The sequence below is a fragment of the Pseudomonas sp. R9.37 genome (assembly GCF_963878885.1).
Classification (GTDB): domain Bacteria; phylum Pseudomonadota; class Gammaproteobacteria; order Pseudomonadales; family Pseudomonadaceae; genus Aquipseudomonas.
Genome location: NZ_CAWNZA010000047.1, coordinates 151,439 through 170,246, shown reverse-complemented (window position 1 = coordinate 170,246; position 18,808 = coordinate 151,439). Strand labels below are relative to the sequence as shown.

The following is an 18,808-nucleotide window of genomic DNA, read 5'->3' as shown; positions in this document are numbered from 1 at the left end:
CGGCTCCGCAAATGGAATTGCTATGAACAAGCACCTGTACCGAATTGTTTTCAACAAGGCACGCGGGCTGTTGATGGTGGTGGCGGAGAACGTCACCAGCCAGGTCAAGGCGCCGGGCACCCGCGTCAGCCTTACCACCGCCGACGCGGGCTGTACGGCAACGCTCGGGCCGATGCGTTTTGCATTGATGATCGCGCTCGGGCTGGTGTCCTGGAGCGCTGTACCGGCGTGGGCGGCGGGCACGATTGTGGCCGATCCTGCCGCCGCAGCCGGCCAGCGTCCGACGGTGATTCAAAGCGCCAACGGCACGCCGCAGGTGAATATTCAAGCGCCCAGCGCAGCCGGGGTTTCGCGTAACACCTACAATCAGTTCGATGTCGACCCGCGCGGCGTCATCCTCAACAACAGCGGCGCCAACACCCAAACGCAACTGGGTGGCTGGATCGAAGGCAACGCAGCGATGGCCAAAGGCAGCGCGCGGGTCATCCTCAATGAGGTCAACGCCAGCAACCCCAGCCAGTTACGCGGCTATGTCGAAGTCGCCGGGCAACGCGCCCAGGTGGTCATCGCCAACCCGGCCGGCATTACCTGCGACGGTTGCGGCTTCATCAACGCCAACCGTGCGACCCTGAGCACCGGTCAGGTGCAGCTGGAGAACGGCAGCATCAGCGGCTACACCGTGAACGGCGGCACTCTGAACATTCAGGGCAAGGGCCTTGATAGCCGCGACGCCGATTACACCGACCTGATTGCCCGTACCGTGCAGGTCAATGCGGGTATCTGGGCCAATGACCTTAAGGTCACTGCCGGACGCAATCAGGTCAACGCCGATAACACCCAGGCCAAGCCTCAGGCCGGCGCCGACGGCGACAAGCCAGCCGTCGGCATCGACGTGGCGCAATTGGGCGGAATGTACGCCGGGAAGATCGTGCTGGTGGGGACCGAATCGGGTGTCGGCATGCGCAATGCCGGGCAAATTGGCGCCATGGCGGGTGAAGTGGTCGTCAGCGCAGACGGCAAACTGCACAACATGGGCACAATCAGCGGCACCACGGCCACCCGTATCACTGCCACAAGCGTTGACAATAGCGGCTCGCTTTACGCCAAGGGCGATTTGAACCTCACCAGCTCCGGGGATATCGACAACAGCGGCACGATTGCCAGCCAGAATCAAACAACCCTCAGCGCCAAATCGATTCGTAGCACCCAGGGCTCAAGCCTGGCGGCGGGCGCAGGCGTGGACGGCAGACTGGGCAGCAGCGGCAACCTTGCGGTGCGCGCCACCCACATCAAAGCGCAGGGTCAAAACCTGGCGGCAGGCGATGTCAGCATCCAGGCCGATGATCTGGACCTCAGCGGCAGCCAGACTCAAGGCCGCAATGTCACCCTGACCGCCAACAACGGCGATAGCAATCTCAGTGGCAGCCGCGTGGATGCCAGCCAGACCCTCGCGGCCAACGCGACAAAAACCCTGCGCACAGACAGCGCCAGCGTCAACGCCGACAACCTGCAACTGAACGCCGGTGATCTGTCCAACGTCGGCGGCGAGCTGGTGCAGACCGGCGTCGCCGACACATCGATAAACGCCACCACGAGCCTCGACAACCGTAGCGGACGAATTGCCTCAAACGCGACCAATACCCGGATCAGCGCCGGTCGCATCGACAACGGCAGCGGCAGCATCGAACACGCAGGCAAGGGTTCGCTGGGCATTCAGGCCAACCAACTCGGCAGTACCAAAGGCAGCATTGCCAGTAATGGCAGCGTGTCGATCAAGGCTGACGACGTGGTGCTGAATGAAGGTCTGGCCCAGGGCCAACAGCTCACGCTCCAGGCCCGCACCCTGTCCAATCAATACGGCCGCATTCTGCAAACGGGGCTGGAGCCTTTACAGATCAATGTCAGCGAACAATTCAACAATCAGAACGGCCAAGTCAGCAGCCCTGGCGCTGTGGCGATCAACGTTGGCACGCTGAATAATCAGAACGGCAAAGTGGTTGCAACCGACGGCGGCCTGCTGACGGTGACCGCCAGTGATTTGATCGACAACAGCGGCGGAACGCTGGCTGCCAGCGGCGGCACTGAACTGAGCGGCGCGCGCCTGGAAAATGCTCAGGGCACCCTCAGCGCCGGCAGCACGCTGCAAGCCCGCTTCGGTCAACTGAACAATATCGGCGGCACGCTCGCCTCGACCCAGCGCATGGCGATCATCGCCGGGCAATTCAACAACACCCATGGCGTGCTGGGTTCGGTGCAGTCCGGGCTGTCGGTGAACGTGACCGATGGCGCACTGAACAACGACGCAGGGCGTCTCGAAGCCCAGGGCGACATCGCCGTGGCGGCGCAAGGTGTGAACAACCACAGCGGTGTGATCAGTGGCCTGGCACTGGACCTCAACAGCAACGGCAATCTGTTTGACAACAGCGATGGCACGCTCGACGCACGCGCCACGCTCGACTTGCGCAGCGGCGAATTGCGTAACGCGGCGGGCTTGATTCAGTCTGCAGGCAAACTGTTTATCGACACCGGAAATCAGGCCCTCAATAACCTCGACTCCGGCACCACCAAAGGCATCAGCGGTCAGGATGCCGTGGAAATCCGCAGCGCCAGCGTCAATAACAGCACCGGCTTTTTGAGCACCAAGGGCAATCTGTTGCTCACCGCCAGCGACGTGGTCAACACCAACGGCGGCCAAATCATTGGCGAGAAAACCGTACACGTCGACGGCGCACGCCTGGATAACCGTGGCGGCCAGTTGCAAAGCCTCGGCGACGTCGAACTGGCGCTGGGTCAGGCCCTCAACAATCAGGGTGGGTTGGTCCGCAGCGCAGGCGCGTTGAAGCTGAGCACCGATGTGCTCGACAACAGCGCCACCCAGGGCACCAACCTGGGCCTTGAAGGCCGCAGCATGAACCTGGCGGTTAACACCCTCAACAACCAGACTGGTGCCGTGCGCACCGATGAAGGCCTGCTGCTGGGCGTGAGCCAGACGCTGAATAACCAGAGCGGGCTGATCTCTTCGACCGGCGACCTGACGATCAGCGACCGCGATACCGCACAGCGTCGCCAGTCGGTGAACAACCTCGACGGTACGCTGATTGCGGGCAAGCTGCTGTCGCTCAACGCCGCGTATTACAGCGGCACGGGCCGGGCGCTGAGCCTGGGCGACATCAACTTCAGGGTGCAGAGCGGCCTTGATCTGAGCGGGCAGATTCAAGCCAACGACGGCGTTGATCTGAGCACCGCCGGTGCACTCAACAACACCGGGCGTTTGCTGGCGGGCAAGTCCCTGCTGGTCAACGCGCAGACGCTCGACAACAGCGCCAACGCCGAAATCAGCGCGGGCCAGGTTCGCCTGAACGTCGCTGACACCCTGACCAACCGCGGGCTGATCGACGGTCAGCAAGTCCGCGTGCAGGCAGCGACGCTCAATAACCTCGGCACCGCGCGCCTGTATGGCGACCAACTGGCGATAGCCACCTCGACGTTGAACAACCTCGATGAAAATGGCACCGCAGCAACGATAGCAGCCCGTGAGTCACTGAATATCGGCACCGCAACCCTGAATAACCGCGAGCAATCGCTGGTCTTCAGTGCCGGCGACCTCGCCATTGGCGGAACCTTGAGCACGCTCGACACCGCTGAGGGTCGCGCTCAATTGCTGACCAATGCCAGCGCGACCCTCGAAGCGCTTGGCGATCTGTCTTTGAACGTACAAAGCGTGCGCAACACCAACGAACATTTCAGCACGCGCGATGTTGAGGTCAGTCGAACACCCGAGCAGGAGTTTCAACTCACCGGCTCGACCAACCGCTACCAGGCCAACGAGATCTCCCTGCGTCACGATGAGGTGAATTACCTGGTCACCCCCGAGGGCCAGCGCGACAACTGGAACCGCTACGACTACGCCCGCGTCGTCAACGAAACCCAGATCGCCACCTCGGCCCCGGCGCAGATCCTGTCTGGCGGGACAATGCAGATCAGCGCCGGCGACGTGCTCAACGACAAGAGCCGCATCATCGCCGGCGGACTATTGCAGGCAGACGTCACCAGCCTGACCAACACCGAAGTGTCGGGCCAGCGCACCACCGTCGACAGCGGCAGCGTCACCAACTTCTACCGCATCCAGCGCAAGGGCCGCGACCGGCAAGGCGCGAACACCGCAGCCTATACCCCTGCCCCGCTGATTCAGGATATCTCCCTGCAACCTACCGTCTTCGCGCAGAACACAGCGGTCAGCGGCACGGGCACCCAGATCAGCGCACGCGGTACTCAGGCCGTCGGCCAGCAGATCGCTTCCACCGGTACGGTCAGCGCTCCGGCCGCCCGTACCTTTCAAGTAGCTCCGATCGTTCAGGTTGCAGCGCAGACCACCCAGAACGCACAAGGCGTGGCCGAGCAGATTCGCACCGGCGGTCCGTCCCTTGAATTGCCGAACAACAGCCTGTTCACCACCAACCCGCAGACCACCAGCAATTACTTGATCGAAACCGACCCGCGTTTCGCCAGTTATCGCACCTGGCTGTCTTCGGATTACATGCTGGAGCGCCTGCAAGTCGACCCTGCGCTCACCCAGCAGCGTCTCGGCGATGGCTTCTATGAGCAAAAACTGATTCGCGAACAGGTTGCACAACTCACCGGTCGGCGCTTCCTCGATGGCTATGCCAATGACGAAGCGCAGTACCGAGCGCTGATCGACAATGCCGTCACCCTTGCCAATCAATGGCAACTGGTGCCAGGCATCGAGCTGTCCCCTGAGCAGATGGCGCAACTGACCAGCGATATCGTCTGGCTGGTACAGAAAAAAGTCACCCTCGCCAGCGGCGAAACCCGCAACGTGCTGGTGCCGCAGGTCTATGTGCGCGTGCAGGAAAGCGACCTTAACGGCTCTGGCTCGCTGATTGCCGGGCAACGCCTGAACCTGAACATTGCCGGTGATCTGGTCAACAGCGGCAGCCTGGCCGGGCGCAGCGTGATGGCGATTACCGCGCAGAACATCGAAAACCTCGGCGGCCGCATCCAGGCTGACAAGGTCTCGCTGACGGCACGGGAAAACCTCGACAACCTCGGCGGCCTGATCGGCGCGACAGACAGCCTCGCCATCAACGCCGGGCAAAACGTCAACGTCGTGTCCAGCAGTCGCGACAGCAGCAGTGCCCAAGGCACCCGCACCAACCTGTCACGGGTGGCCGGGCTGTTCGTCAGCGGCGCTGGCGGCACCATGGACGTCAACGCGGGTAAAGACCTCAACCTGACCGGCGCTCAGGTGGTCAACGCAGGTACAGGCGGCAGTACCTCGCTGCAAGCAGGCAACAACATCAACCTGACCACCGTTGGCGAAGCCCATCAGCAATCGGTTAACTGGAACGGCAGCAACTGGCGCAAAGACGCCAGCCAGACCGAAGTCGGCTCAACCATTCAAGGCCAAGGCGATGTGCGCCTCAGCGCCGGGCAGGACCTCAATGCCCGAGGCACGAGCGTCACCAGTCAGCAAGGTGCAATCATCGCCGACGCCGGGCGCGACGTGAACCTGACCGCTGCGCAAAACACCCAGTTCGCCGATGAAGCGCACAAATTCAAAGGCAGCAACGGCCTGTTCTCCAGCAAGACCACTACCACACGCGACACCGTCAACCAGACCCAGGCGCAGGGCTCGACGCTGAGTGCCGAGAAAACCTATGTGCAGGCCGGTCGCGACATAAACGTCAGCGGCAGCAACGTGGTGTCCACCAACCAGACCGTGCTGGCGGCTGACAACAACATCAATATCGAAGCCGCGACGGAAAGCAGCAGCGAACGTCACGACAAGTCGGTGAAGACAAGCGGCCTGTTCAGCGGCGGCGGTATCGCGGTCACCCTCGGCACCCAGCAGCAAACGGTCAAGGACCTCACCACTAGCCAGACCGCAGCGGCGAGTACCGTGGGGTCAACCAAGGGCGATGTGCTGATGGAAGCGGGCAAAGGCTACCGCCAGGTGGGCAGCCAGGTGAGCGCGCCCGAAGGCAGCGTCGATATCACCGGGCAAACCATCGATGTCGTTGAAGCCCGCAACACCAGCAAACGCGAACGTGAAACCCTGTTCAAACAGACCGGGTTCACTCTGACGGTGACTAACCCTGTCATCAGTGCAATCCAGACCACCCAGCAGATGAAGCAGGCATCGGAGAAAACCGATGACGGGCGCATGAAGGCGCTGGCAGCGGCCACGGTCCTGCTGGGCGGTAACAACGCCGCCACGGCGGTGGCAATGGACCCTGGCGCGGCAGGCGGTATCAACATCAGCCTGTCGCTGGGCACCAAGAAGAACGAAAGCAAAACCACCCAGACCAGCGACAGCGCCGCCGGTTCGACCATCACCGCAGGTCAAGATGTGCGCCTGCGCGCGACCGGCGCAGGTGCAGACAGCAACATCACGGTCCAAGGCAGCCAGATCAAGGCCGGGCGTGACGCCAGCCTGATGGCCGACGGCGACATCAACCTGCTCGCCGCCAACAACACCAGCCAGCAAAACACCGACAGCAAAGGCAGCAGCGCCAGCATCGGTATCGGCCTCTCGCTGGGCGGTAGCAGAAACGGCTTTACCCTGGACCTGGGTGCCACCGGAAACCGGGGCCAGGCCGACGGCGACGAGCTGACCTATACCAATACCAAAGTGGAGGCTGGCAACCAGTTGCTGCTGTCATCCGGCGGCGACACGCAGCTTAAGGGGGCGGTGGCCAGTGGCAAAAAAGTCATCGCCGACGTCGGCGGCGATCTTAATATCGAAAGCCTGCAAGACACCAACACGTACAAAGTCGATGAAAAGAGCCTGGGCATCGGCATCAGTCTTTGTATTCCACCGTTCTGCTACGGCATGAGCTCGATAAGCGGTGCCAGCGCAAACTTTGGCGCAACCAACATCGACTCCAACTATGCCAGCGTCACCGAGCAGTCAGGCATCAAGGCCGGTGATGACGGTTTCGACATCAACGTGCGGGGCAACACCGATTTGGTCGGCGGCGTGATCGCCAGCAGCGACAAGGCCGTGCAGGACGGCAAAAACAGCCTGGTCACATCCAGCCTCACCAGCCGCGACATCAAAAACAAGGCGGATTACGACGCCAATACCGTCAGCCTGGGCGGCGGCTACAACGAAGTCGGCAAGGACCAGAAGGGCAACGCGCAGACTGGCGGCAAGGTTAACCCGGGCACCGACCTGGCCAAAAACGAGAACAACATCGGCGCCAATATGCCGATCGCCATCAGCGCCAGCGACAAGGCCAGCAGCGTGACACGCAGCGGCATCAGTGGCGGTGCCGTCGTCATTACCGACGACGCCGAGCAGCAGAAACGCACCGGCCAGACCGCTGAACAAACCATCGCCAGCCTCAACCGTGATGTGTCCAGTGATCGCGATGGCAGCAACTCGCTCAAACCGATCTTCGACGAAGATGAAATCCGCGCCGGTTTTGAGATCGTCAGCGCGTTCTCCAACGAAGCCAGTACCTTCCTTGCGAACAAAGCCAGGGAAGCGGACCTCAAACGCAAACAGGCAAAAGAGCTGCAGTCAAAAGCAGACAATCGTGACACGCCAATGAGTGACGCTGCGCGCCTGCAACTGCAGCTCCAGGCGCGGGAGTACTCGGCACAGGCCAACGCGATCTCCGAAAACTGGGGCGCAGGCGGCACCTATCGCCAGATCACCACCGCCCTGATCGGTGCTGCAGGCGGCAATATCAGCGCGGGCAACGCTGCCTTCGTGCAAGGCCTGGTGGTCAATTATGTGCAGCAACGGGGCGCCGGCTACATAGGCGACCTGGTGGCCAAAGGCGAACTCACCGAAGGCTCGCCACTGCACGCGGCCCTGCACGGCATCGTCGCTTGTGCCGGTGCCGCCGCCAGCAGCCAAAGTTGCGGCAGCGGCGCGGCAGGCGCGGCGGCATCAAGCCTGCTCACCGGCCTGTTCTCACAAAGCAGCCCCGACGAAAGCGAAGAACAACGCGAAGCCAAGCGCAACCTGATCGTCAGCCTGGTGACCGGCCTGGCAGCGACCAGCGCCTCCATCGACCCGACCACCGCCAATACCGCGGCGGGTGCGGCGGTGGATAACAACTGGCTGGCGACACAGCAGATCGTGCAGTTCAAGAAGGAATACGACGAAGCAAAAGGCCTGATTGCCGCTGGCAAAGTCGTTGCCAAATGGTCGTACATCAGCGGCAGGCAGGATGTTCTGACCCAGTTCGGCATCGGCAAGGGGTTGGCCCAGTCAGGCTGGAATGACGTCACGGGCCTCGCCGAATTTGTTGCGCACCCCATCGAAGGGCTTACCGGCCTTGGCCAACTGATTAATAACCCGGAGGCCAGAAAGCAGTTTGGCGACAGCGTCGTCAACGAACTCAACGTCAAGATAGAAACGATCAAGACCGCGCTGGAAGTCGGCGGCGACGAAAACGCCGAAGCATTGGGCAAGGCCATCGGCGAAATCGCCTGGCAGGTCGGCAGCATTGCAACGGGCGTCGGCGGGGCTGCGAAAGGTGGTGTGGCGCTGGCCAAGGCAGGGATCAAGGTTGGAGCGCAGCAGCTTGAAAAGATGGCTGAGGTGGCGAGCCTCGCCAAATTCGACAAGCTTGTAGCACGCGGCGGGCAGTTCAACCCTAACGGCACGCCGCTGATGGACTTCCGCGCCATGACCAACGCGCAGAAGAGCATCGTCGGGGACATCATGGGTGGAGAGCAAATCAAGACGTTGGTGCCCGGTGCTGAAAAAATTGGCCGGGCTCCCGATATTGGCCAGACAGGCATTGACGATTTGTACAAGGTAGATAAGCCTGGTGTCGACTACCTGATTGTTGAGTACAAATTTGGCTCGTCCAAGCTGAAGCCCACCCGAGATGGGCTGCAGATGAGTGATGATTGGTTACAAGGTAGCTCTACTAACTACAATCGGATTCTGGAGTCTGTCAACGGTAATGAGAAAGCTGCTGATAGCATCAACAAAGCACTACAGGCAGGCCGTGTCGAAAAATGGCTAGTCCATACAGACCCGTTTGGAAATGTCACTGTCGGCGTCCTGGAAAAAAATGGAAAATTTGTAGCTGATCCAGTTGCCACATCAAAACTATTAGGAAGGGCCGCTAAATGATTCGCGCACCATTAGGGGAAATAAGCTACTGGTCTGAGTGGATTGAGTACAACGACGATTACATAAAAAAAGAATCTGTAGCCGCTGATAACAACTCGGGTGATCAGAATTACGCGCCCCAATTCCAATTTACACTTGCTCAGAAACACTGGCACCAAATTCTGCGCAAATACTCAGCCGGATGCCCAATTACTAACTTGGCGCATTACTTCCCCGGTCTGTTAGATGCTTGGGAAGAAGCTGAGCGGCTCGGAGCAGCAGTGTGGACTGCAGAGCAGCAATTCACCCGGCACCACTGGCGCGTCAACTACGACCACTACATCATTTGCTTCTGGCTGGTCGGCTTGGCACTCGCACTCGACATTCCAGACGAGCAATGGCATCGCTTGCTGGCCTTGATCGGCAATGATGGCGAAGACGTACTTCTTGATCGGATCATTGCCAGCCGCAGTCCAGACCGCAAGATAGGAGCCGTGCTTCTATATCCCAAGCCGTATGGTCGTTTGTTGAAGGCCGTGGACGCACCCGCAGACTCTCAGCCGCCGCTGCTCAAAGCCTTTGTCGAGCACTGGTATCTGGAAGTGCGCACTGGCGCGAAATCCGGATCAGACCCGCAAGCGGTCAGCTATCGGCATCCTTATTGGTATACCTATGGCGACCAGAACTTTGAAGGCGGGGCTTATTTTGGTCGTTGGTGTGTAGAAGCCGTCGCTGCCGTGAAGGCGTTTGGAATGGATGACTCGCCATGTCTAGGTCAAGAGCATTATCCGGGAGACCTTTTGAGACCTGATGGCCCTAGCACTCACCCGGCAAGAGAGACAACAGAGCCACATCCACCGTTGGCTTCAGCAAAGAAAGCCGGCTTTTGGGCCCGAATTTTCACCCGATCCAGTGATAGATAAGCGCCGGTGTGATCAAGCAAGACACGGCTATCGCAAGGCAAGCACCCGCCGAGAAGTGCCAACGTCGATGCCGGCGATGGGAGGAATAAGGTGCTTTGCACCTGGTTTGATTCACCGACAGCTGAATGCCTTCAAAGCTTTCAGGTGCGTTTTCAATAGCGGACACCCTGGCGCGTGACAGGTCCAGGCAGCTTTCCATCTTCTTTGACACTTGCTGGGTCTTGCCGCCGAGGGCGCTGAGCAACTGATCGACCTCCCCAGTGGGGTGCTGCCATCCATGGACTGGTTGACAGCTTCGGACCGGGTGTTGAGCACAGAGATCACGCCCACAAGCTCACGGGAATGGCCGCGACGAGCACAAAAGCCAGGACCACCCACATAATGCGACTCTTTAATGAGCAAGAATAAGCCCTTATCGCGGGCATGAAAAAACCGGCAAAAGCCGGTTTTTTTCATGCCTCGCTATGGGCTCATTCCCACTCAATCGTCGCCGGCGGCTTGCTCGACACGTCATACGTCACGCGCGAAATACCTTCGATCTCATTGATGATACGGCCGCTGACAGTCTCCAGCAGTTCGTACGGCAGGTGTGCCCAACGGGCGGTCATGAAGTCGATGGTTTCCACCGCACGCAGGGCAACAACCCAGGCGTAACGACGGCCATCGCCTACCACACCCACCGACTTAACTGGCTGGAACACCACGAATGCCTGGCTGACTTTGTGGTACCAGTCGGCTTTGCGCAGTTCTTCGATGAAGATGTGGTCGGCGCGACGCAGCAGGTCGGCGTATTCCTTCTTCACTTCACCGAGGATCCGCACGCCCAGGCCCGGGCCTGGGAATGGGTGGCGGTAGACCATGTCGTACGGCAGGCCGAGTTCCAGGCCCAGACGGCGGACTTCGTCTTTGAACAGCTCGCGCAGCGGTTCTACCAGCTTGAGGTTCATTTCCTCAGGCAGGCCACCCACGTTGTGGTGGGACTTGATCACGTGGGCCTTGCCGCTCTTGGCGCCGGCCGACTCGATCACGTCAGGGTAGATGGTGCCCTGGGCGAGGTACTTGATGTTGTCCAGTTTGTTGGACTGGGCATCGAATACGTCGATGAAGGTGCGGCCGATGATCTTGCGCTTCTTCTCTGGATCGGACTCGCCGGCCAGGTTGTTCAGGAACTGGTCTTCCGCGTTGGCGCGGATCACCTTGACGCCCATGTTCTCGGCGAACATGGCCATCACTTGCTCGCCTTCGTGCAGGCGCAGCAGGCCGTTGTCGACGAACACGCAGGTCAGCTGGTCGCCGATGGCTTTGTGCAGCAGCGCGGCAACCACGGAGGAGTCAACGCCGCCGGACAGGCCGAGCAATACGTTGTCGGTACCGACCTGGGCACGCACGTTGGCGATGGCGTCTTCAGCGATTTTCGACGGAGTCCACAGGGCTTCACACTCGCAGATGTCGAGGATGAAGCGCGACAGGATACGGCCGCCTTGCTTGGTGTGGGTCACTTCCGGGTGGAACTGCACGCCGTAATAGCCGCGCTCGTCGTTGAACATGCCGGCAATCGGGCAGCTCGGGGTGCTGGCCAGGATGTGGAAGTCTTCCGGCATCTTGGTGACCTTGTCACCGTGGCTCATCCACACGTCGAGGCCGAACAGGCCGTCGGCGTCGATGTGGTCTTCGATGCCGTCCAGCAGGCGACTCTTGCCGACCACATCAACACGGGCGTAACCGAATTCACGCAGCTCGGAACCTTCAACCTTGCCGCCCAGTTGCTCGGCCATGGTCTGCATGCCGTAGCAGATACCGAAGACGGGCACGCCCAGGTCGAATACGGCTTGCGGGCAGCGCGGGCTGTTGGCTTCGTGCACGGACTCGGGGCCACCGGCGAGGATGACGCCTTTAGGGGCGAATTCGCGAATCGCTTCGTCATCCATGTCGAACGGGTGCAGTTCGCAGTACACGCCGATTTCGCGCACGCGGCGGGCGATCAGCTGGGTGTACTGGGAACCGAAGTCGAGGATCAGGATGCGGTGGGCGTGAATGTCGAGGGCCATGAGGATCAGTCTCGTCTATGTAATTCAGAAACAACTCGGGGCTGAATAAAACAGCCCCGGTTACTTAACATTTTGCTGGAAGCCTCAACCTACGCGGTAGTTTGGCGCTTCCTTGGTGATCTGCACGTCGTGGACATGGGATTCAGCCATGCCGGCGCCGGTGATCCGTACAAACTCAGGCTTGGTACGCATTTCTTCGATGTCGGCGCTGCCGGTGTAGCCCATCGAGGAACGCAGGCCGCCCATCAGTTGATGGATGATCGCGCTCAAGGTGCCTTTGTACGGCACACGGCCTTCGATGCCTTCCGGTACGAGCTTCTCGGCGCCTGCCGAGGAGTCCTGGAAGTAACGGTCGGAAGAGCCTTGCGCCTGGGACATGGCGCCCAGCGAACCCATGCCGCGGTAAGCCTTGTACGAACGACCCTGGAACAGTTCGATCTCGCCCGGCGCTTCTTCAGTACCGGCGAACATCGAGCCCATCATCACGCAGGAAGCACCGGCTACGATGGCCTTGGACAGGTCACCGGAGAAACGGATGCCGCCGTCGGCGATCAACGGAACGCCGGTGCCTTCAAGGGCAGCGGCGACGTTGGCGATGGCGCTGATTTGTGGCACGCCCACACCGGCGACGATACGCGTGGTGCAGATCGAGCCCGGGCCGATACCGACCTTGACGGCGTCGGCGCCTGCTTCGGCCAGGGCCTTGGCGGCAGCGCCGGTGGCAATGTTGCCGCCGATCACTTGCACGTCAGGGAAATTCTGTTTGACCCAGCGCACGCGGTCGATCACGCCTTTGGAGTGACCGTGGGCAGTGTCGACCACCACCACGTCAACGCCGGCAGCGACCAGGGCCGAAACGCGATCGCCGGTGTCTTTACCGGTGCCGACCGCAGCGCCAACGCGCAGACGACCTTGGTCATCCTTGCTGGCCAGCGGGTAAGCCTTGGCTTTTTCGATGTCGTTGACGGTCATCATGCCTTTGAGGGCGAATTTGTCGTCGACGATCAGCACGCGCTCGATGCGGTGCTTGTGCAGCAGCTCGCGCACATCGTTCTTGTCGGCGCCTTCCTTGACAGTCACGAGGCGCTCTTTAGGCGTCATCACTTCGCGGACGGTGACTTCAAGACGGTTCTCGAAACGCACGTCACGGGAGGTGACGATGCCGACCAGGTCGCCATCGTGCAGTACCGGGACGCCGGAGATGTTGTGCAGGCGGGTCAGGTCGAACAGGTCACGCACGGTAGCGTCGGCTTCGATGGTGATTGGATCTTTCACCACACCGGCTTCGTAACGCTTGACCTTGCGCACTTCGGCAGCTTGCTGCTCGATGGTCATGTTCTTGTGGATGATGCCGATGCCGCCTTCCTGAGCCATGGCGATTGCCAAACGGGCTTCGGTGACGGTGTCCATGGCAGCGGAAACCAGGGGAATATTCAGCTCGATGCCACGGGTTAGGCGGGTCTTGAGACTGACTTCGTTAGGAAGCACCTCGGAATAACCGGGCACTAGGAGAATGTCGTCGAATGTCAGAGCTTCTTGGCTGATACGCAGCATCGCGGGGGCTCCCGAGCGGGAAAATGGAAGCGCGCCATTATATACATGCACCCTGTCAGGCTCAATGTAAAACTCTGACAAACTTGGTAATACTGATAGAAGGGTTAAAGCTCGACTTTGACCCAACTCATCTTTTGGTCCAGCCAATCGGCAAATTCATCGATAAAGCTCTGCTTGAAGCCCGCCTCTGCCCAGTTGTTGAAAATGAAACCCAGGTTGGAAAACCCGCATTCCTGCAGGAACAGAAACCCGTTGATGTCGTCTTCATGCCCACACAAAGGGCAGGTGAAGTTGTCGGTGTGGCCGGGCATCCAGTCTTCCAGGCTTTCGAACAGCGCCTCGCCGACTTCCTTGAGGCACTCCGGGCAGCCGGCTTCTTCGAGAAAGCCCTTGGCCGGCGTATAGATGCAGCGTTTGTAGATAATCTCGAGGCCATTGATCGGCTCGTTGAACGGCAGCGCTTCGGGGTGCAACACCACGGCACGGGCGCCGTCGGCCAGGGCGTAGGCCATGCGATTGCCGGTGCGCCCGCAGGTGGTCAGCTCTTCCTTGATGATGTTCTTGCGCACCAGCCAGCGCACGATCGCCCGCGCGCGGGGTTCGTGGACGAGCAAGGTGGAAATTTTCGGGACAAGGATGCTTTGGGAGTTCATGAGAGTCCTGCGGTGTGGCTACTGGCCCCATCGCGGGCAAGCCCGCTCCCACATTGGAATGCGATCAACTGTGGGAGCCGGGCTTGCCCGCGATGAGGCCCTAGAGCCCGGCAGCTTAATCCCTGACACCCACAGGTCAAGTACTCAAGTAACGGGCGATCAACGCAATGCCGCTCGCCAACACCAGCCACGTCACCCACCGCACAAACGCCTCACGCGACATCCGCATCGTCAGCCTGCGCCCCACCCACAGCCCCAGGGCCATCGCCGGCAACAGGCACAGTGCCAACATCAACAGCGGCCAATCAGCATACACCCCGGCAATCAGGAACAGGCTCAGGCGCACCACGGTGCTGCAACTGATCAACGCACTTTGCGTGGCGCGCGCCGCGTCCTTGGGCAAACGACTGTTCAGGTAGATCGCATATAAAAAGCCGCCACTGCCAAATAAGGCACCAAACAACCCACCGACCGTGCCCATGGGAATCGACCAGCCCGCCGCCAGCTGCGTCGGCCGTGCCTTTACCGCCAGGCTGTAAATCGCATAGGCGCTGATAAACAGCCCCATCAACAGCAGCAACAGGTCCGAATGCAGATTGAGCAAAAACACCACCCCAAGCGTGCAACCGACGGCCATACACGGCAGCAATCGCAACAGCTCCGGCTTGTTCACCTCCCGCCGCGATTGCAGCAGGTTGCCAAAGGCCGCGACAAAGTCGAGCAACACCAGCAGCGGGATGATTTTCGACAACGGCATAAACACAATCAGGATCGGCCCCGCGACCAGCGCCGTACCAAAGCCTGCGATACCAAACACGATGTAGGCCACGACAATGCCGAGGCCGATCACCAGCCAATCAACGCCGCTAAACGACCACTGACTCATCAGCTCAACCGGGCTCATGGGCACTTCCTTGAAAGAGATGACGTGCACTTTAGCCATCGGCGAGTGTTGCGACTAATATCTTCAAAGCCCTCCACTCATCTCGAAAAGGCATGACGCGTGATTTCCACTCGCCAACTGCGCTACTTCGTCGAAATCGTCGACAGCGGCAGCTTCAGCGCCGCCGCCGAACGCCTGTTTGTGGCGCAATCGGCCCTGAGCCGACAGATCAAAGAGCTGGAAACCCAGCTGCAAACGCCACTGTTCGAACGCACCGCGCGCCAACCCCGGCTGACGGCGGCCGGCGAAGCCTTTTACCCACGGGCGCGCAACCTGCTGAGCGAGTTGCTCAAGGCCGGCGAAATGGCCACCCAGGTGGGCCATGGCCAGCTGGGCACGTTGCGCCTGAGCCATTCGAGCACCGTGCCGATGAGCGGGCACGTGTTGAAAGCCATCAGCACCTGGCTGGAGCGCTGCCCTGGCGTGTCGATGGACATCGTCAAACTGTCCTCCGAGGTGCAACTTGAGGAAATCGCCGAGGGTCGGCTTGAAGTCGGGCTGTTGCGCTTGCCGGTGTTGCGCCAACGCGAAGGTGTCCGGGTGGTGCCCTTGTACAACGAACAGTTGGTGCTGGCTGTGCCGCCTGATCACACGCTGGCGCGCAGCAATGCACCTGTCGACCTGGAACAGCTCAAGGACGAAGTGTTTATCTCGATCCCCCATCCCCAACGCGGCGGCCTGAGTTATCTGTCAGCCGAACTCTGCATGCGCGCAGGATTTTTCCCCAAGGCTGCACGGGTGATGTCACGCAAGACCACGCAGCTGCAACTGATCCAGGCCGGTTTCGGAATTGCCTTGTTACCAAAATCCATGCAGGACATCGCACCCGCCAACCTGCACTTTTTGCCCCTGGCTGATCCGGACTGCCTCAGTACCGTGGCCCTGGCCTGCGCGCAGACGCCGAGCGCGCTGGTCGAGCAATTCTGCCAAACCTTGCGCGAATGCCTATAAACTGCCGCCCATGATTAAAGATCCTTTTGCCCGTCTGGGCCTGGACCGCGAAGTCCTGACTGTCAGCCAGCTCAACGGCCGCGCGCGGGTGTTGCTGGAAGACGTGTTCACCAATATCTGGGTCGAAGGCGAGATCTCCAACCTCGCCCGCCCGGCGTCCGGCCATGTGTACTTCACCCTCAAGGACAGCGGCGCCCAGGTGCGTTGCGCGTTGTTTCGCAACAACGCCGCACGGGTGCGCCAAGCCTTGAAGGATGGTTTGGCGGTCAAAGTGCGCGGCAAGGTCTCGCTGTTCGAAGGCCGTGGCGACTATCAATTGATCCTCGACACCGTAGAGCCCGCCGGTGATGGCGCGCTGCGCCTGGCCTTTGATGCGTTGAAGGAAAAGCTCAGCGCCGAAGGCTTGTTCAGTGCCGAACGCAAGGTGCCGCTGCCGGCGCATCCTCGGCGCATTGGCATCATCAGTTCGCCCACAGGTGCGGTGATCCGCGACATCATCAGCGTGTTCGGCCGCCGCGCGCCGAACGTTGAATTAACGCTGATCCCGACGGCCGTGCAAGGCCGCGAGGCCGTGTCGCAGATTGTGCGCGCCCTCAAGCTGGCCGACGCACGCGGCTTCGACGCATTGATCCTCGCTCGCGGCGGCGGCTCCCTGGAAGATCTGTGGTGCTTCAACGAAGAAGCCGTGGCGCGTGCGGTGGACGCGTGCGTGACGCCGATTGTCAGCGCCGTCGGCCATGAAACCGATGTGTCGATCTGCGACTTCGTGGCCGACGTGCGCGCGCCCACGCCCTCCGCTGCCGCCGAATTGCTCGCCCCCGATGCCAGCCATTTGGTGCGCCAGGTCGAAAACCTGCACCGCCGCCTGGTGATGCTGATGCGCAATCGCCTGAGTCACGAGCGCCTGCGCCTGGAAGGCATGGCCCGCCGCCTGCGTCACCCCGGCGAACGTCTGCGTCAACAGGCCCAGCGCCTGGATGACCTGGACATGCGCATGCGCCGCGCCTTCGAACGCAGCCTCAATACCCGCCGCGAACGCCTGATCCGCCTGGAAACCCGCCTCGCCGGTCAGCACCCCGGCCGTCAACTGGCCCTGCTGCGCCAGCGCCTGGACAGCCTCGCCGAACGCCTGCCGCGCGCCATGCGCGAAGGCCTCAAGGCGCGTCGCTTGCAACTGCAAAGCCAGGTGCAGACGCTGCAAGTGGTCAGCCCACTGGCGACCCTGGGCCGTGGCTACAGCATTTTGCTGGACGAACGTGGCCAGGCGATCCGCAACGCCGCGCAAACCCACACCGGCCAGCGCCTGACCGCGCGCCTCGGTGAAGGCCAATTGCAGGTGCGGGTGGAAGATAACCACCTGACGCCCGTCACCCTTTCGTTATTGGATTGATTGATGCCCCGTCTATTTAGCCTGCTGATGCTGTTGTGCCTCACCTTCAATGCCCATGCCGACAGCTACATCACTCGGCTGCTGAACAAGCCGGTGCCGGGCGGCGTCGCAGTGGTCGATCTGGGTGCGTCGGCAACCGCGCCCAAAGCCACCTATCAGAACAGGCCGGTGTTGGTGGTCAAGGAACAGAACACCTGGCTGGCGATTGTCGGGATTCCCCTGACGGTTAAACCCGGCACCCAACGCCTCACCAGCGGTGGGCAAACCCTGCCGTTTGTGGTGGGCTTCAAGAAATACCCCGAGCAGCACATCACCCTGAAAAACAAAAGCCAGGTCAATCCTGACCCGGCACAGCTCAAGCGTATCGAGGGCGAACTGGCGGTTCAGCTCAAGGCTTACCGCAGTTTCAGTCCAAACACGCCCAGCAACTTACTGCTGGATAAACCCGTGAATGGGCCGCTGTCGAGCAAGTTTGGCGTACGCCGGTTCTTTAACGGCGAGGAGCGCAACCCGCATTCGGGCCTCGACTTCGCCGTCGGCGCCGGCACGCCGATCAAGACCCCGGCGGCCGGTAAAGTCATCCTTACCGGCAATTACTTCTTCAACGGCAACACCGTCTTTGTCGACCATGGCCAGGGCTTTATCAGCATGTTCTGCCATATGTCCAAGATCGACGTGAAGGTGGGCGACCAACTGGCGCGCGGCGCGGTGGTGGGCAAGGTCGGCTCGACGGGCCGCGCGACCGGGCCGCACATGCATTGGAACATCAGCCTCAACGATGCACGAGTCGACCCGGCGATCTTTATTGGCGCGTTCCAGCCCTGATATAAATATTGAACATACCGGCCTCATCGCGGGCAAGCCCGGCTCCCACAGGTGATCGCGATTCCCTGTGGGAGCCGGGCTTGCCCGCGATGGCGCCAGGTCTGCCAACACAATTGCGCCCCTAATAAAGGCCACGCAATTAAAATCAACTCTCAGCTACAAACCCGCCATAAAATCTCGCACGCCCGCCAGATAGCAGAACTTATCTCAATTTTTCTCGACAGCTTGCCATCTTTCACCCCGGCGGTTAGGGTTGAGCTTATGAAAACCTCTCACACCCTCATTCAGCTTCGCCAGCACCGCAGCCTGTGCCTCGTCAGCGCACGACTGCCAGGCTGAATCGATCTGCCTCGTCTTCTTGCTTTATCCCTAAAAACAGTTCTACGGCAGGCCGCCTTTTCTCGGCCCCTACAACAAAGGA

At 60.7% G+C, this 18,808-nt stretch carries 9 protein-coding genes; 5 read left to right on the top strand and 4 right to left on the bottom strand.

What is annotated here, in order from left to right:
• Positions 1-22: 22 nt before the first annotated feature.
• Together AACU78_RS24725 and AACU78_RS24720 are read left to right on the top strand one after the other, a co-directional pair.
• The gene (locus AACU78_RS24725; protein WP_106578285.1) at positions 23-9,121 is read left to right on the top strand and encodes a hemagglutinin repeat-containing protein; all 9,099 of its coding nucleotides are present in this window, start codon (positions 23-25) and stop codon (positions 9,119-9,121) included.
• Positions 9,118-10,023, top strand: a complete 906-nt coding sequence (locus AACU78_RS24720) for a PoNe immunity protein domain-containing protein (RefSeq protein ID WP_017134671.1) — start codon at positions 9,118-9,120, stop codon at positions 10,021-10,023. The genes AACU78_RS24725 and AACU78_RS24720 overlap by 4 nt, the downstream gene beginning before the upstream one ends.
• Positions 10,024-10,493: 470 nt before the next feature.
• Here the strand turns inward: AACU78_RS24720 and guaA are convergent, their stop codons facing one another.
• The 4 genes from guaA to AACU78_RS24700 form a co-directional block, all read right to left on the bottom strand.
• Complete coding sequence (guaA, locus tag AACU78_RS24715) at positions 10,494-12,071, bottom strand: glutamine-hydrolyzing GMP synthase (RefSeq protein WP_065930366.1); 1,578 nt, start codon at positions 12,069-12,071, stop codon at positions 10,494-10,496.
• Positions 12,072-12,155: 84 nt separating this feature from the next.
• Positions 12,156-13,625 (bottom strand): IMP dehydrogenase, encoded by a 1,470-nt coding sequence (gene guaB / locus AACU78_RS24710; RefSeq protein WP_016977684.1) that lies wholly within the window; start codon positions 13,623-13,625, stop codon positions 12,156-12,158.
• Positions 13,626-13,729: 104 nt separating this feature from the next.
• Positions 13,730-14,278 (bottom strand): sugar ABC transporter ATPase, encoded by a 549-nt coding sequence (locus tag AACU78_RS24705; RefSeq protein WP_106578283.1) that lies wholly within the window; start codon positions 14,276-14,278, stop codon positions 13,730-13,732.
• 136 nt (positions 14,279-14,414) lie between these two features.
• Complete coding sequence (locus AACU78_RS24700; RefSeq protein ID WP_106578282.1) at positions 14,415-15,182, bottom strand: sulfite exporter TauE/SafE family protein; 768 nt, start codon at positions 15,180-15,182, stop codon at positions 14,415-14,417.
• A gap of 99 nt (positions 15,183-15,281) precedes the next feature.
• Here AACU78_RS24700 and AACU78_RS24695 point away from each other — a divergent pair, with 99 nt between their 5' ends.
• From AACU78_RS24695 to AACU78_RS24685, 3 genes are read left to right on the top strand one after another with little or no spacing between them, the layout of a single operon-like run.
• Positions 15,282-16,172, top strand: coding sequence for a LysR family transcriptional regulator (locus AACU78_RS24695; RefSeq protein ID WP_106578281.1), 891 nt, complete (start codon positions 15,282-15,284; stop codon positions 16,170-16,172).
• 10 nt (positions 16,173-16,182) lie between these two features.
• Entirely contained in the window at positions 16,183-17,562 is a 1,380-nt protein-coding gene (gene xseA / locus AACU78_RS24690) for an exodeoxyribonuclease VII large subunit (RefSeq protein WP_106578280.1), read from the top strand.
• A 3-nt stretch (positions 17,563-17,565) separates the two neighbouring features.
• Entirely contained in the window at positions 17,566-18,387 is an 822-nt protein-coding gene (locus AACU78_RS24685) for a peptidoglycan DD-metalloendopeptidase family protein (protein WP_106578279.1), read from the top strand.
• Positions 18,388-18,808 lie beyond the last annotated feature (421 nt).